This window comes from Nocardia sp. NPDC004573, assembly GCF_053602135.1.
This window is the reverse complement of the sequence record NZ_JBSGDA010000006.1, coordinates 98,257-113,033: the sequence shown is the minus strand read 5'-3', so window position 1 is coordinate 113,033 and position 14,777 is coordinate 98,257. Positions and strand designations below refer to the sequence as shown.

Below are 14,777 nucleotides of genomic sequence, written 5' to 3'. Positions count from 1 at the left end.
CAGCAGCCGACCGCTCCCAGCCGGACGCTACTGCTTCAACTCCTCGACCAGCGCGTCCACCACCGCGACCAGATCGCCCTGCGACGCCGCGGCGACGCGGCGCTGCCGCTGGTAGGAGGCTCCGCGCTTGGGAATCTCGGCGACCAGCGCGAGTTCGTCCGCGCAGCCGAGGCGCGCCGCCGTCGGCTCCAACCGGTTCAGCAGATCGTCCAGGTCGTCGGTGACCAAGCGCTCGTTGCTGTCGGCGTCGGTGATGATGATCGCGTCCAGCCCATAGCGAGCGGCGCGCCACTTGTTCTCCTGCACATGCCACGGCGGCAGGGTGGGCAGGTCCTCGCCGTTCTCGACGCGGTGATCGAGGTCGACGATCAGGCAATGGATGAGGGCGGCCAGCGCCGCGAGTTCCGTGCGCGTGGAGATGCCGTCGCAGACCCGCACCTCGATGGTGCCCCACTTGGGCGCCGGCCGGATGTCCCAGTGCATGCCGCCCAGCTGCGTGAACACGCCTGTCTTGACCTCGTCGTGCACGAAATGCTCGAACTGGGTCCAGTTCTCGAACTGGAACGGCAGGCCCGCGGTCGGCAACTGCTGGAACATCAGCGTCCGGTTGCTGGCGTAGCCGGTATCCGATCCCGACCACATCGGCGAACCCGCCGACAGCGCGAGCAGATGCGGATACGACAGCAACAAGGAGTTGAGGATCGGAAACACCTTGTCGCGGTGGGAGACCCCGACGTGCACGTGCACACCCCAGATCATCATCTGGCGGCCCCACCACTGTGTGCGCTCGATCAACTCGTCGTAGTGCTCCGACCGGGTCAGTTGCTGGGCCGACCACTGCGCGAACGGATGGGTTCCCGCGCAGAACAAGTCGACGCCCAAGGGGTCGGCCGCGCGCCGCACCGTGTTCATGGTGCCGGTCAAATCCTCCACCGCCGCCCCGACGGTGTCGTGCACACCGGTGACGAGTTCGACGGTGTTGCGCAGCAACTCCTTCGTGACCTGCGGTGTGCCGTCGTGGGCGCGCGGTTCACCGAGGGAATCGAACACCTCCGCAGCGGTATTCGACAGATCGCGGGTCACCTTGTCCACCAAGGCGATCTCCCATTCGACCCCGATGGTGGGCCGGGGCGAACCTTCGAAGGGAACGTGCTCGATTCCTGCCCCGGCCATATGCCACCCGCGCTACTGGATCACGCCACAGGCGACACGGCCACCCGCGTCGCCCGTCGCTAGGGTCGACTCATCGGGACCCGCGACGCCGTCGGCGCGGGAATAACGATTGGGGATGTTGCCGAAGTTGTCGGCGTCGGCGTGGATGATCAGGGCCTTGCCCTTCACGTCGTCCAGCGTCACCGCGTCGGTGGTGGTGACCAGCTTGGCGACGCCGTCGCCGCGCACCTCCAGCGAGGTCAGATCGCCGCTGGCCGGATGCGCGTTGGCGCTGCCGACCTGCAGATGGCCACCGGCGGACAGGAAGTCGCCCGCCGGGCCGCCGGTCGGCGCGACGGAGTTCGGCTCGCACTTGCCGATCTGGTGCACGTGCAGGCCGTGGAAGCCGGGACGCAGCCCGCGCGCCTCGACGGTGACCTGCAGGTGGTTGCCGTCCTTGGCGAAGTTCGCGGTGCCGACCGACGCGCCCGACGGGTCCTTCAACTGCACGTTCACCCCCTCCTCGGTGTGCGGGGTGCCGTGCTCGGTGCTCGACTGACCGGCCGGGGCGGGGGACCCGGTCCACACCGGCGGGGTGGTTCCCTGGACGTCACTCGACTCCTGGCTGTTCGAGCAGGCGGCGAGGCCGAACACCGCGACCGCGAGCACCGGGGTCACAGTCCGCCAGGACGGGCGTCGAGTTGTGGACGGGGCCATCGGGGAACTCCTTTACGAGTACCGAGTTTACGAGTAAAGCTGGGTGGACACGTTCGTTACCGGACAAGATGATGCCACGCCGTGCTGCCGCGCCCCCGACAGGGCGGCGTGCCCTCACCTCACGTTCGCCGGTCCGCGCGAGCGAACAGCGCCACACGGGTCAGTTACCCGTGACGATCACCGTTACACCCGGCCCGGTGTCCCCGATTGCGTCCGATTTCGGTGCCACCGCCGCGCCGAGGTCGTCCGCGATGGCCTGCGCCGCTTCCTTGTCGCCGGCCGAATTGCCGTAGTACACCGTCGTTTTCGCGATATTCGTGCCGGGGTAGTTGCCCGTTTCCGCGATGGTCCACCCGTCCGCCGCGAGCTGACCTGCCGTCTTGGCGGCGAGCCCGGCCACCATACTGTTGTTGAGCACGCGAACCGGAACCGAACGGGCCGCCGCGGTGGTGGTCGGCGCGGCGGTGGTGGTCGGCGTCACGGCCGCGGACGAGGACGCGGGCGAGGTCGGCGCCTTGGGCGTGGTGGTGCTCGCCGGGACCTGCGGCGCGGCGGTCGCGCTGGAGGTCGGCGAATCGCTGGTTCCCGAGGCGTCGGTGTCGGCGTCGGAATTCGACAGCGACATCGCGCCGAGACCGGCGAAGACGATGGCCAACGCGATCAGCACCATCGCCAGGGCGCGCAACGGTGGCCCACCGGAGGTGGGATTCGGGTAGCTCACCCTCGCGAGCCTAGTCGCACCGAGCGGGTCCGGGTCCGCATCGCCGGGTCAGACCTGGAATCCCAGCCGGCGCGCCGCACGCGCCTTCTGCCTGCTCGCGCGCAGCCTGCGCAGCCGCTTCACCAGCATCGGATCGGCGGCCAGCGCCTCCGGCCGGTCGACCACCGCGTTCAACACCTGGTAGTACCGGGTCGGTGACATGGCGAACAGCTCGCGGATAGCCTCTTCCTTCGCCCCCGCGTACTTCCACCACTGTCGCTCGAAGGCCAGGATGTCGAGTTCGCGACGGCTCAGTCCGGCGTCGTCGGCCTGCTCGGCCGCGGCGTGCCCCGTCGTGACATCTTCGCTCGCGGAAAGGCCGTCCTGGCTCTCGGAAAGATTCCGTGCCGCTGCGCCGTCCATCTCGCTCCCTCGCCGAGTGACCACCAGACGAAAATGGTGCTTGTACGTCGCGGAACATTCAACCACGCGCGCCGGGAATCGCCCGGGCCACGGCGCGGCGTGTTCCCTACCTGCCGGTAGTTCGCGACACCCGGGGCAGGGTGACGTGGCGCGCACGGCAATAATTGGCCCATGGCAATCCTCCCGATCGTGATCGTCGGCGACCCGGTTCTGCACAACCCGACCGAGCGGGTCACGCAATCGCCGGAGGACTTGGCTCCGCTCATCGCGGACATGTACGAGACGCTCGAGGCGGCGCACGGCGTGGGCCTGGCGGCCAACCAAGTCGGCGTTCCGCTGCGCCTGTTCGTCTACGACTGCCCCGACCTGGGCGCGGACGGCGCCGCCACCCGCCGCCGCGGGGTGGTGGTCAACCCGGTGCTGGAGACCTCGGAGATCCCCGAAACCATGCCCGACCCGGACGACGACGAGGAGGGCTGTCTGTCGGTTCCCGGCGAGCAGTTCCCCACCGGCCGTGCCGAGTGGGCGAAGGTGACCGGCACCGACGAGCGCGGCGAGCCGATCGAGGTGGAGGGCAAGGGCTTCTTCGCACGCATGCTGCAGCACGAGGTCGGGCACCTGGACGGGTTCCTCTACGTGGACGTACTGGTCGGCCGCAACGCGCGGGCCGCCAAGAAGGCGATCAAACGCAACGGCTGGGGCACACCGGGCCTGAGCTGGCTGCCGGGCACCGATCCCGATCCGTTCGGGCATGACGACTGATCCCGCCGCCGGCCTGCCCGATATCCCGCTCGGCCGCCGCGTGGTGCTGCGCTATCAGCTGCCCGCGGGTTATCCCCAACCGCTGACCGATGTGATCGGCGAGCTCGTCTCCTTGGACCCGCCGACCGTGCGCGGCGCCGACGGCACGGTCGTCTCGGTGGCGCCGGAGCGCGTGGTCGCACTGAAGGCGCTCGGCCCCAGGCCGATTCGCACGAAGGAGATCCGCGCGCTGGAGGCCGCGGCGGCCTTCGGCTGGCCGGGCGTCGAGCACGCGTGGATCGACGGCTGGCTGGCACGCGCGGGTCACGGATACACGGGGCGCGCGAATTCGGCTGTGCCCCTCGGTAGCTCGGACGGGCCCGCTTCCGTCTCCGCGGAGACGCTGCGCCGGATCGGCGAGTGGTACACCGCGCACGGCCTGCCCGTACAGCTCGCCCTGCCCGATCGGCTGGCCCCGGTGCCGCCCGGCTGGCACAGCAGGCGGGAGACGCTGATGCTGGCCATCGATATCGACAATTTCGTCCTGCCGCAGGGCCCTTCGATGGTGCGGATCGCGCACGCGCCGGATGCCGACTGGCTCGAGATGCACCGCTACGGCGGCGAAGATCCCGCCGTTCGCGCGATTTCGGTTCCCCCGCCGGATCCCGAGGTGCTGACCGCGGTCCTCGGCGGCGAACTGGGCTTCGCCTCGCTCGGCCTGCCACGACCCATCGCGATCGGCCGCGGCGCGCTCACCACCGCCCCGGACGGGCGACGCTGGATCGGCCTCACCTGCGTGGCCGTCGCCGCCGCGCACCGCAGGCACGGGCTCGGCTCGCTGGTCTGCGCCGAACTGATGCGCTGGGGTCACGACCGCGGCGCGACGCACGCCTATCTCCAGGTGGAGGCGGCCAACGAGGCGGCCGTCGCGATGTACCGCGAGCTGGGCTTCGTCGATCACCACGCCTACCGCTACGCCGCGCCCGAACCCCTCGCCGGGCCCGGCGGTCTGCGGTAGAACAGACCTGTCACCCGCGCGAAGGAAGGCCGCAGTGCGTCTCGCCACCTGGAATGTCAACTCGATCCGCTCCCGGCTCGACCGTGTCGCGGACTGGCTCGATCGCCAGGACGTCGACGTGCTGGCCATCCAGGAGACCAAGTGCCGCGACGACCAGTTCCCGTTCGAACGCTTCGACGAACTCGGCTACGAAGTCGCGCATCTGGGGATCAACCAGTGGAACGGGGTCGCGATCGTCTCCCGGGTCGGTCTCGCCGATGTCGAGTTCGCCTTCCCGGACCAGCCCGGTTTCGACAAGGACGCGGGCGAGTCGCTGATCAGCACACCGGTCGTCGAGTCCCGCGCGATCGGCGCCACCTGCGGTGGCGTGCGGGTGTGGAGCCTGTACGTGCCCAACGGCCGCACCCTGGGCGATCCGCATTACGCCTACAAGCTGGAATGGCTGGCCGCGCTGCGGGACAACGGCGCGCGCTGGCTGGCCGAAGACCCACACGCCAAGATCGCGCTGGTGGGCGACTGGAACATCGCCCCGACCGACGACGATGTGTGGTCCGTGGAGTACTTCGCCGACAAGACGCACACGTCGCAACCGGAACGCGCGGCCTTCCAAGCCGTCGTGGACGCCGGGTACGCGGATGTCATGCGTCCGTTCGCGCCGGGACCGGGCGTTTACACCTATTGGGATTACACCCAGCTGCGCTTCCCGCGTAAAGAGGGGATGCGCATCGATTTCATCCTCGCTTCCCCCGCGCTCGCCGCGACCGCGACGGACGCGATGGTCGATCGTGAGGCCCGAAAAGGCAAGGGCGCCAGCGACCACGCTCCGGTGATCGCCGAATTCGCCGACGAACCCGGGCGCTCATGACGCGCCCGGCACAGCCGCCTTTCCCGCGCCGCAGCAGTGGGAACCGGCCGACCGGCACGCGGCTGGGCGGTGTGAACGGCGACACGGGACAACGGCAGCGGGCGCAGCATCTCGGCCCGGAGCGCCGCCGTCCGCAGGTGCTCGACGCCGCGCTCGCCATCGCCGTGGAGCACGGCATCGCCGCGGTCACCATGGCCGCGATCGCGGAGCGGATGAAGGTGACCAGGCCGGTGGTCTACGCCTGCTTCGCCGATCGGGTCGAACTGATCGAAGCGCTGATCCAGCGCGAGGAGGGTTACCTGGTCAGCGGCGTGCTGGAGGTGGTGACGCCGCGGGATGTGGACGCCGACGAGACCGTGTTCGTCGAGGGATTCCGCGCACTGCTGACGAAGGCCGCGAGCAGGCCCGACGCCTGGCGGCTGGTCTACGGGAATCCCGACCCCGCCGTGGCGAAGTCGTTCGGGCGGGGTCGCGCGCTCGTCGTCGAGCACTGCGCCAGGCTCTTGCGTCCGACGCTGCGCGCCTGGGGCACCGCGGACGCCGAGCGCAAGCTGCCCGTGCTGGTGGAGCAGTGGGTGTCCGCGGGCGAGGGCGCCGTGCGCGCGCTGCTCGCCGACCAGGACGGCTGGACACCGGCGGATCTCGGCGCGTTCGTCGGGGCCGCGGTCTACCGCGCGCTGCGAAACGCCTGATAGACGCTCCCGCCGCACTACGATGGTGATCAACTATCCGACCACGGGCTGGCGGAGGAACGGTCATGGCGTTCTATCGGCGAGTGGGTGCGGTACCGCCGAAGCGGCACACCCAGCATCGTGACGAGCAGGGCCGGCTCTACTACGAAGAGCTGATGGGCGAGGAGGGCTTCTCCGGGGATTCCTCGCTGCTCTATCACCGCGGCCTGCCCCCGGCGCTGGTCGATTCGACTGTCTGGGAGCTGCCCGACCAGCGGACCACGCCGAATCATCCCCTGCGCCATCGTCATCTGCGGCTGCATGCCCTGTTCCCCGGCGATTCCCCGGCCGAGACCGATCCGGTCACCGGGCGGCGCCTGCTGCTCGGCAACGCCGACGTGCGCATCTCCTACGTCGTCGCCAAGGTCGGATCGCCGTTGTACCGCAACGCGATCGGTGACGAGCTGGTGTACGTGGAGTCCGGCGCGGCGGTGGTGGAAACCGTGTTCGGCGCGCTGCCCGCCCGTCAGGGTGATCAGGTCCTCATCCCGCGTGCCACCACGCACCGCTGGCGGCCCACCGGTCCGGATGCGCTGCGCGCGTATGTGATCGAGGCGACCGGGCACATCACGCCACCGAAGCGCTACCTGTCGAAGTTCGGCCAGCTGCTCGAGCACGCCCCGTATTGCGAGCGCGACCTGCACGGACCGACCGAGCCGCTCATCGTGACCGGCGCCGACGTGGAGGTGCTGGTCAAGCACCGGCCCGGCGGACAGGTCGTCGGCACCCGGATGGTCTACGCCACGCATCCGTTCGACGTGGTCGGCTGGGATGGCTGCCTGTACCCGTTCACCTTCGATATCGCCGACTTCGAGCCGATCACCGGTCGCATCCACCAGCCGCCGCCCGTCCATCAGGCCTTCGAGGGCGGCAACTTCGTCGTCTGCAATTTCGTGCCGCGCAAGGTGGACTATCACCCGCTGTCGATCCCCGTGCCGTACTACCACTCCAACGTCGACTCCGACGAAGTGATGTTCTATTGCGGCGGGAACTACGAGGCGCGCAAGGGCTCCGGGATCGCCCAGGGTTCGGTGTCGGTGCACCCCGGCGGCTACGCACACGGCCCGCAACCGGGCGCTTACGAGAGCAGCATCGGCATCGAATACTTCGACGAGCTGGCCGTCATGGTGGACACCTTCCGCCCGCTCGAGCTCGGCGAGGGTGCGCTGGCCTGCGAAGACCCCACCTACGCGTGGACCTGGTCCGGACGGGGCCCCGAGTGAGGACGCGGGTCGAGGTATCCCCGGAGTCCCTGTTCGGTCCGGACAACCTGCCGTACGGCGTGTTCGCGCCGACCGGCGGCAGTCCCAGGGTCGGCGTGCGGCTCGGCGAACACGTCATCGATGTGGCTGCCCTCTTGGACGATCCGCTGTTCGCCCAACCGAGCCTGAACGCCTTCCTCGCGCAGGGTCCCGCACGCTGGCGCGCGGTGCGCGACCGAATCCGCGAGGAGGTCGAGGGGGAGGTGGACAGCGCCGCGGTACACGTCCTGTCCGAAGTGGCACTGCGGCTGCCGGTGCGGATCGGCGACTACGTGGACTTCTACGCGAGCATCGATCACGCGACGAACCTCGGCCGCCTGTTCCGGCCGGACGGTGACCCGCTGCTGCCGAACTGGCGTCACCTGCCGGTGGGCTATCACGGGCGGGCGGGGACCGTGGTGCTGTCCGGCACCGACGTGGCGCGGCCGTGCGGGCAGCGCCGATCGGAGTCCGGCGCGCCGGATTTCGGTCCGTCGCGGCGGCTGGACATCGAGGCGGAACTCGGCTTCGTGATCGGCGTCGGCTCCCGGCTCGGCGTGCCGGTCGGCATCGACGAGTTCGCCGATCGGGTGTTCGGCGTCGCGTTGGTGAACGATTGGTCCGCACGCGACATCCAGGCTTGGGAGTATCAGCCGCTCGGCCCGTTCCTCGGCAAGTCGTTCGCGACCTCCATATCGCCGTGGATCACCCCGCTGGCCGCGCTCGAGTCCGCGCGGGTACCGCTGCCCGAGCAGTCGCCCGCGCCGCTGCCCTACCTGCGCGCGACGCAGCCTTGGGGCCTGGACATCGAGTTGACGGTGGCGTGGAACGGACAGCCGGTCGCGTATCCGCCCTACCGCCGGATGTACTGGTCACCAGCGCAGATGCTCGCCCATCTCACGTCGAACGGCGCCGCCACGCGACCCGGTGACCTGTACGCTTCCGGCACCGTCTCCGGTCCCGAACCGGACCAGCGCGGCTCGTTCATCGAGTTGTCCTGGGGCGGCACCCAGCCCGTCCTGGTGAACCTCCGGCAATCCACTTTCCTCGAAGACGGCGACGAGGTGACGATCACCGCCTCGGCGCCGGGTCCGCGCACGGCGCGGATCGGATTGGGCGAGGTCACCGGTCGCATCGCTCCGGCACACTCGGTCTGACACCCCGTCGGTCGCCACCGCGGGGGTACGGCACGGTCGCCGACTCCGGCTCGTCCTCGATCAGCTGCCGACGCACCCGTCTGCGGGCAGCTCACCCCTTGGCCTCCCTGTTTCGACACCGCGCCCCGGCTGAGCAGACGTCCCCTGCTGCCAACTCGGCGAACAGCTCGGTCACGGCGACCAAGAGCAGGCTACGGCGCAGGGTGGCCGCGCTGTTCGGGCTCGAGTCCACGGATCCGGCGCCGCGCCGGGCTCGCGGCAGGCCGCGCGGCGGAGGTGGTGCGGGTCATGGCAACGACGATAACCGCGCCGCACCGGCAAACCCGCTGGCGCTTGAGCGCGCCGGCATCCGGGTACGCCGCCGCTACGGCCCCATCCGCCTGACAAGGAGCGAGGTCATGACCGATCGCCCGCATGTAGCGCACCGCCGCCCCGACGGCGTCGACGATGCCACCGTGGCCGCCACCGGCAAACTCTCCGAAGCCCTGGAGACCATCGAACGCGCACGCGGCCACCTGTACGCCTTCCACCAGCTGACCGGAGGGGCCGATCTGGCGCTCGACGAGGCCGTGGAGCTGTTCCGGGAGGCCGGGCACGCGCACATCGCCCAGCGGATCTCCACGGAGTTGATCGGCCGCAATGTGCTGGCCGGGCGCTGGACGTTCCAGGTCGTCGAGGAATACGACGACGGCTACTACAACCTGTTCCGCGACCTCGAGCGGGCCGCGCGCGACGAACTGCTCGACGGACGCCGCCACATCTACGAAGCCGAGATGAAAGAAGCCCGCCGCACTCATGGCGCACCTGGCCATTCGGCCACGCCGGACACAGCGGAAGACCCCTGACCGGACGCGGTCGCCGGTGGGCCCCCGGCAACGCGCTACCGCTGGCCGACTTCGCCCGAGCTCGCCCCGAGACCTCAACCTGAACGCGACCTTCGGCGCACTCGGCTAACCCATCGGCCCGCACCAGCGTTGACGCCGCTGCCTGGCCCTTCGCTCGAGGCGCGCGATTCGCCGGGCACGCGGTCGGGCCGTCCGGGTATGGTCGGGCGGGAAAATTCCACAACCAACGGGGGCTCGCACCAGCGGGCTGAGAGGACGGCTAGCCGGAAGGCGTCAGGGCCGTCGACCGTATGAACCTGACCGGGTAATGCCGGCGTAGGGAGGAAAGAATGGCACCCGACGGCGTCTCCGCACCTGTCGACAGCGTCACCACCGGCCCCATCGAGGGCAGCGTCAAGCACTATCTCGAGGTCGAGGACCTGCGCATTCCGGTGCGCCGGATCAATCTGACCAACGGGGAGCATTTCGACGTCTACGACACCTCCGGCCCGTACACCGACGAGACGGCGACGATCGATCTCGAAGGCGGTCTACCGAAGCTGCGCGACACGTGGACCAGACCGGAGGGCAAGGGCCCGCGCACCCAGCTCGCCTGGGCCCGCGAAGGCATCGTCACGCCCGAGATGCGGTTCATCGCCGCGCGCGAAGGCGTCTCGCCGGAATTCGTGCGCGAGGAGGTGGCCGCAGGCCGTGCGGTCATCCCGGCCAACCACAAGCATCCGGAACTCGAGCCGACCATCGTCGGCAAGAAGTTCCTGGTCAAGATCAACGCGAACATCGGGAACTCGGCCGTCTCCTCCTCGATCGCCGAAGAGGTGGAGAAGATGGTGTGGGCGACCCGTTGGGGCGCGGACACCATCATGGATCTGTCCACCGGCAAGAACATCCACGAGACCCGCGAGTGGATTCTGCGCAACTCCCCCGTCCCTGTCGGCACCGTGCCGATCTACCAGGCGCTGGAGAAGGTGAACGGCGATCCCACCGCGCTCAGCTGGGAGATCTACCGCGACACCGTGATCGAGCAGTGCGAGCAGGGCGTGGACTACATGACCGTGCACGCGGGCGTGCTGCTGCGCTATGTCCCGCTGACCGCCAAGCGGGTGACCGGCATCGTCTCGCGCGGCGGGTCGATCATGGCCGCGTGGTGTCTGGCGCACCACCGGGAATCGTTCCTCTACACGCACTTCGAGGAACTCTGCGAGATCCTGGCGCGCTACGACGTCACCTTCTCGCTGGGTGACGGCCTGCGGCCCGGCTCCATCGCCGACGCCAACGACGAGGCGCAGTTCGCCGAGCTGCGCACCCTGGGCGAACTGACCAAGATCGCCAAATCGCATGGCGTGCAGGTCATGATCGAAGGTCCCGGCCACGTGCCGATGCACAAGATCGTGGAGAACGTGCGGCTCGAGGAGGAGCTGTGCGAGGAGGCGCCGTTCTACACTCTCGGCCCGCTCGCCACCGACATCGCGCCCGCCTACGACCACATCACCTCCGCGATCGGCGCCGCCATCATCGCGCAGGCGGGCACCGCCATGCTGTGTTACGTCACGCCGAAGGAACACCTCGGCCTGCCCAACCGCGACGACGTGAAAGTCGGCGTGATCACCTACAAGATCGCCGCGCACGCCGCCGACCTCGCCAAGGGCCATCCGCACGCGCAACAGCGGGACGACGCGCTGTCGAAGGCCCGTTTCGAGTTCCGCTGGCGCGACCAGTTCGCGTTGTCGCTGGATCCGGACACCGCGCGCGAGTACCACGACGAGACACTGCCCGCCGAACCCGCCAAGACGGCGCACTTCTGCTCCATGTGCGGCCCCAAGTTCTGCTCGATGCGGATCTCGGCGGACGTGCGCGAGTACGCGCAGCGTCAAGGGTTGAACGAGGCCGAGGCGCTGGAAGCCGGAATGGCGGAGAAGTCCGCCGAGTTCGCCAGCAAGGGCAACGCCGTCTACCTGCCCGTCGTCTCGTAACGACCGCCCGCCGCCCGCCGCGATCCGGCGGGCGGCGGCGCGCTATCCCTCGCCCCGCAGCAACGCGGTCACACGCAACGACGTCTCGTGCAATCGGTCGAACACCGAGAGGACGAGTTCCATCTGCTCCGCGGTGAAATCCTGCATGGCCGCGCCGAATTCCCTGGCCAGGATCTCGTAGTGCGGGGCGATCTCATCGATCTTCTCCTGGACCACGCTGATGATGACGCGCCGCCGGTCCTGCTCGTCGTGCGCGCGGTGGACATACCCGGCCTTCAGTAGCCGGTCGATCATGCGGGTGATGGCGCCGGTGGTCAGGCCCGTCTGCGTGGCCAGCTCGCCCGCCGTAGCGGGGCCACCGAGGCGCAACAGGTTCAGGCAGCGCAGGTCGGTCACGTGCAAGCCGAGTCGATCGGCCACCGCCTGATGCATCATCACGGCGTCGGTGGCGCTGCGCTGGGCGGCGATGGTCAGCGCGACGTCCAACTCCGCACGGTTCGGCATATTGACAACCTCGCCTTACTCGGTAAGTATCTTACTCGATCAACTATTTACAGGATCAGTTACTGATCAGTTCATCTTACGGGGAGTTGCCATGTCCGTAGACCAGCGCACCGACGAGGACGCCATCCGTGACCTGTTCGATCGCCAGGCCGCAGCGTGGACGAAAGGCGACGCCGAAGCGTTCGCCGCCGTGTTCACCACGGACGCCGACTATGTCACCTGGCTGGGCACCCGCTTCAAAGGCCGGGCAGCCATCGCCGCCGCGCATGTGCCGCTGTTCGAGAAGTATTTGAAGGGCACCCATCTGGACGGCGAGATCACCCAACTCCGTTTCCTCACTCCCGATGTGGCGGTGATCCACGGCAGAGGCGCGGTGCTCAAAGGCAAGCAGCGACGCACGCGGCGCAACACCAAGGTGCAGACCACCGTCGCCGTGCGTGCGGACAGCCGGTGGCAGATCGCCGCCTTCCAGAACACCAAACATCACTGGCTGATGGAGACGCTGGCCGCGAGATTCGATGCGCGACAAGCGCCGTCGACGCTCGCGCGCTGACCACGCAGCCCGTCGGCGCCGTCCCGCGACCGCACCGCTCAGTAGGACTGGAGTTCGATCAACATACCTTCCAGGTCACGCACGTGAGCAGTACGCAGCCCGGGGCCCACTGCGGCCGATCGGCAGGACCTGCGATGACGATCGCGCCGTGCCGCGCGCTACTCCTCCGCCGATGGCCACCACTTGCGACGGTACCTGCCGACCCCCATCGCGCAGTGCGAAGGGGACTCCCGCGATGGGCGGTCTCCGTCCGCGGTAGCGGGTTTTCGGAAGCGCTGGGTTACGCCGAGCGTGATGATCGCAGGACATCGATCCGAGGAGAATCATGCGACGACATGTGGGGCGGGCCTTGTTGGCCGCCGCGGGGCTGCTCAATACCGCGCCTGCGATCGGCGCGGTCGCACCACAGGGAATGTACGCGGCCTACGGCATAGCTGCGGCAGACCGCGATCTCGAGGTGGTGCTGCGGCATCGGGCCGTACTGTTCGCGGTCGTCGGTATCGGTTTGCTGCTGGCGATCCTTCGTCCGGCGTTGCGTCCGATCGCGGTGTACGCCAATGCGATCAGCTTCGGCGGCTTTCTCGTCCTGGTGATCGCCGCAGGTCCGGTCGGCCCGGGATTGATGCGCGTCGCCGCGTTCGACGTCGTGGGACTGGTCGCACTCGGCGTCGGAGTCGCGTGCCTGCGGGATGAGCGCGCTGTCGAGCAGAGTCGCTCGAGTGTCGGGCGACTATGAGAACCGCCGTGGTTCACTCATCCGAATCCGGTGCCTTCGCAACCGTGGCGGCAAACCGGCAGCTCGACCTCGCCTCGCTCGGCCACCGTCTCGCCGTCACCCGGCTACGCATCCACCCAGCTGTCCGCGAACTGGTCGACCGGAGCACTGCACGTTCACCGGGCGCGCGGTCGGCGCGCTGGAATCGCTGGTCACCATGCTCACCCTGCGGGATCAGGTCGTCGCGCCCACCCTGAATCTCGACAACCCCGATTCCTCGGTCGACCTCGGCATCGTCGCGGGCGCGCCGCGTACTCAGCGCATCGACTTCGCGCTGAACAATTCGTTCGGCTTCGGCGGGCACAACGTCGCGCCGGCGTTCGGCCGGGTCTGACGGCGGAGGCCCGCACCGGTCGAGCTAACGTCGGGAGACAACCGACCACTTGGCCCGAGGGACGGACATCGACGTGAGCGAGCGAGAGAACCGAGGACACCGCGTGCGGTCGCGCACGAGCGTGGGCGGAGAACAGTCGTGAGTGACGCCTTCTATCTCCCCGACCTCGACCAGCCGGGCCGCTTTCTTTCCACCGAGTTGACCCGCGGCCCCTGGTCACCGGACGCGCAGCACGCGGGTCCGCCCTCGGCGCTGCTCGGGCACGTGATCGAGCGGTGCGAGCCGCGTCCGGGGTTCCAGGTCGGCCGGGTGGCGGTAGAGATTCTCGGCCCGGTGCCGTTGGCGCCGCTGACGGCGGCGGCGCGCGTCGTCCGTCCCGGGCGCAGCGTCGAACTCATCGAGGCGACGCTGTCCACCGAGCGCGGGCCGGTGATGCGGGCGAACGCGTGGCGGTTCAAGCTGTCCGAACCGGAATTGCCGCTGCCGGAACGCTTCCTGCCGACCGGCGCCCGCCCCGGCCCGGAACAGGCGGCGGCGCCCGAGCCGTTCCCGTCGACCCAGCCGATCGGCTTCCACACCGCCATCGATTACCGCTTCGTCAGCGGGTCCTTCGCCGAACCCGGCCCGGCGATCTGCTGGATCCGGATCAAGCACCCGATCGTCGCGGGCACCGAACCCAGCCCGCTGGAGCGCACCCTCGCGGCCGCGGATTCCGGAAACGGCGTCAGCGCGATCCTCGACTGGTCGAAGTTCCTGTTCATCAACACCGACCTGACCGTCACCCTGCATCGCCAGCCCGCGGGCGAATGGGTCTGCCTCGACGCCGTCACCTACCCCCAACCCCATGGCATAGGTATGGCCGAATCGGCGCTCTACGACGAAAAGGGCCCCTTGGGCCGCAGCACGCAAACCCTCTTCCTCGGCACCCGATAACCGAGGCAGACCCACTCGGCGTTCGTCGCCGACGCGCTCACGGACGGGTGTCATCCGCACACCCTCGAAGCTCGTTTCAGCGCACCGAGGAACTGCAGACAGTCGCCACCATGCCCGG

17 protein-coding genes and 1 pseudogene are annotated in these 14,777 nt (G+C 69.0%); 13 read left to right on the top strand and 5 right to left on the bottom strand.

Annotation, left to right across the window (positions count from 1 at the left end; translation table 11 throughout):
• Positions 1–27: 27 nt before the first annotated feature.
• From ACWEKR_RS12030 to ACWEKR_RS12020, 3 genes are all read right to left on the bottom strand, one after another.
• On the bottom strand, positions 28–1,173 hold the full coding sequence (locus ACWEKR_RS12030; RefSeq protein ID WP_452354501.1) for a glutamate--cysteine ligase: 1,146 nt from the start codon (positions 1,171–1,173) through the stop codon (positions 28–30).
• A 12-nt stretch (positions 1,174–1,185) separates the two neighbouring features.
• Positions 1,186–1,869, bottom strand: a complete 684-nt coding sequence (gene sodC / locus ACWEKR_RS12025) for a superoxide dismutase[Cu-Zn] (RefSeq protein ID WP_452354500.1) — start codon at positions 1,867–1,869, stop codon at positions 1,186–1,188.
• Between the two features lie 160 nt (positions 1,870–2,029).
• Entirely contained in the window at positions 2,030–2,287 is a 258-nt protein-coding gene (locus tag ACWEKR_RS12020) for a LytR C-terminal domain-containing protein (RefSeq protein WP_452354499.1), read from the bottom strand.
• Between ACWEKR_RS12020 and ACWEKR_RS12015 the strand changes: the two genes are divergently transcribed.
• On the top strand, positions 2,280–2,585 hold the full coding sequence (locus tag ACWEKR_RS12015) for a hypothetical protein (protein WP_452354498.1): 306 nt from the start codon (positions 2,280–2,282) through the stop codon (positions 2,583–2,585). The genes ACWEKR_RS12020 and ACWEKR_RS12015 overlap by 8 nt on opposite strands.
• A gap of 53 nt (positions 2,586–2,638) precedes the next feature.
• Here the strand turns inward: ACWEKR_RS12015 and ACWEKR_RS12010 are convergent, their stop codons facing one another.
• Positions 2,639–2,992: a DUF3263 domain-containing protein gene (locus ACWEKR_RS12010; protein WP_195084262.1), complete on the bottom strand. Its 354-nt coding sequence runs from the start codon at positions 2,990–2,992 to the stop codon at positions 2,639–2,641.
• A gap of 171 nt (positions 2,993–3,163) precedes the next feature.
• Here ACWEKR_RS12010 and ACWEKR_RS12005 point away from each other — a divergent pair, with 171 nt between their 5' ends.
• The 8 genes from ACWEKR_RS12005 (at position 3,164) to thiC (ending at position 11,560) form a co-directional block, all read left to right on the top strand.
• Complete coding sequence (locus ACWEKR_RS12005; RefSeq protein ID WP_452354497.1) at positions 3,164–3,754, top strand: peptide deformylase; 591 nt, start codon at positions 3,164–3,166, stop codon at positions 3,752–3,754.
• Complete coding sequence (locus tag ACWEKR_RS12000; RefSeq protein ID WP_452354496.1) at positions 3,744–4,751, top strand: N-acetylglutamate synthase, CG3035 family; 1,008 nt, start codon at positions 3,744–3,746, stop codon at positions 4,749–4,751. Before ACWEKR_RS12005 ends, ACWEKR_RS12000 begins: the two co-directional genes overlap by 11 nt.
• A 34-nt stretch (positions 4,752–4,785) precedes the next feature.
• Positions 4,786–5,616, top strand: a complete 831-nt coding sequence (locus ACWEKR_RS11995) for an exodeoxyribonuclease III (RefSeq protein ID WP_195084265.1) — start codon at positions 4,786–4,788, stop codon at positions 5,614–5,616.
• Between the two features lie 137 nt (positions 5,617–5,753).
• Entirely contained in the window at positions 5,754–6,308 is a 555-nt protein-coding gene (locus ACWEKR_RS11990; protein WP_195084508.1) for a TetR/AcrR family transcriptional regulator, read from the top strand.
• A 65-nt stretch (positions 6,309–6,373) separates the two neighbouring features.
• Positions 6,374–7,570: a homogentisate 1,2-dioxygenase domain-containing protein gene (locus tag ACWEKR_RS11985; RefSeq protein ID WP_452354495.1), complete on the top strand. Its 1,197-nt coding sequence runs from the start codon at positions 6,374–6,376 to the stop codon at positions 7,568–7,570.
• A complete protein-coding gene (fahA, locus tag ACWEKR_RS11980; RefSeq protein ID WP_452354494.1) occupies positions 7,567–8,745 on the top strand; it encodes a fumarylacetoacetase in 1,179 nt (392 codons plus the stop codon). Before ACWEKR_RS11985 ends, fahA begins: the two co-directional genes overlap by 4 nt.
• A 398-nt stretch (positions 8,746–9,143) precedes the next feature.
• Entirely contained in the window at positions 9,144–9,590 is a 447-nt protein-coding gene (locus tag ACWEKR_RS11975) for a hypothetical protein (RefSeq protein WP_452354493.1), read from the top strand.
• A 329-nt stretch (positions 9,591–9,919) separates the two neighbouring features.
• On the top strand, positions 9,920–11,560 hold the full coding sequence (thiC, locus tag ACWEKR_RS11970; protein ID WP_452354492.1) for a phosphomethylpyrimidine synthase ThiC: 1,641 nt from the start codon (positions 9,920–9,922) through the stop codon (positions 11,558–11,560).
• Between the two features lie 42 nt (positions 11,561–11,602).
• On the opposite strand, the gene ACWEKR_RS11965 is transcribed toward thiC, so the two are convergent.
• The gene (locus ACWEKR_RS11965) at positions 11,603–12,064 is read right to left on the bottom strand and encodes a MarR family winged helix-turn-helix transcriptional regulator (protein WP_452354491.1); all 462 of its coding nucleotides are present in this window, start codon (positions 12,062–12,064) and stop codon (positions 11,603–11,605) included.
• 91 nt (positions 12,065–12,155) lie between these two features.
• On the opposite strand from ACWEKR_RS11965, the gene ACWEKR_RS11960 reads away from it, so the two are divergent.
• The 4 genes and pseudogenes from ACWEKR_RS11960 to ACWEKR_RS11945 all read left to right on the top strand — a co-directional run bounded on the left by ACWEKR_RS11960 (position 12,156) and on the right by ACWEKR_RS11945 (position 14,659).
• Positions 12,156–12,617, top strand: a complete 462-nt coding sequence (locus ACWEKR_RS11960) for an SgcJ/EcaC family oxidoreductase (protein WP_452354490.1) — start codon at positions 12,156–12,158, stop codon at positions 12,615–12,617.
• Positions 12,618–12,942: 325 nt separating this feature from the next.
• On the top strand, positions 12,943–13,353 hold the full coding sequence (locus ACWEKR_RS11955; RefSeq protein ID WP_452354489.1) for a hypothetical protein: 411 nt from the start codon (positions 12,943–12,945) through the stop codon (positions 13,351–13,353).
• 166 nt (positions 13,354–13,519) lie between these two features.
• Positions 13,520–13,726 (top strand): annotated as a pseudogene (locus ACWEKR_RS11950) (beta-ketoacyl-ACP synthase); the annotation flags it as partial.
• 138 nt (positions 13,727–13,864) lie between these two features.
• Positions 13,865–14,659 (top strand): thioesterase family protein, encoded by a 795-nt coding sequence (locus ACWEKR_RS11945; protein WP_452354488.1) that lies wholly within the window; start codon positions 13,865–13,867, stop codon positions 14,657–14,659.
• Positions 14,660–14,777: the final 118 nt, after the last annotated feature.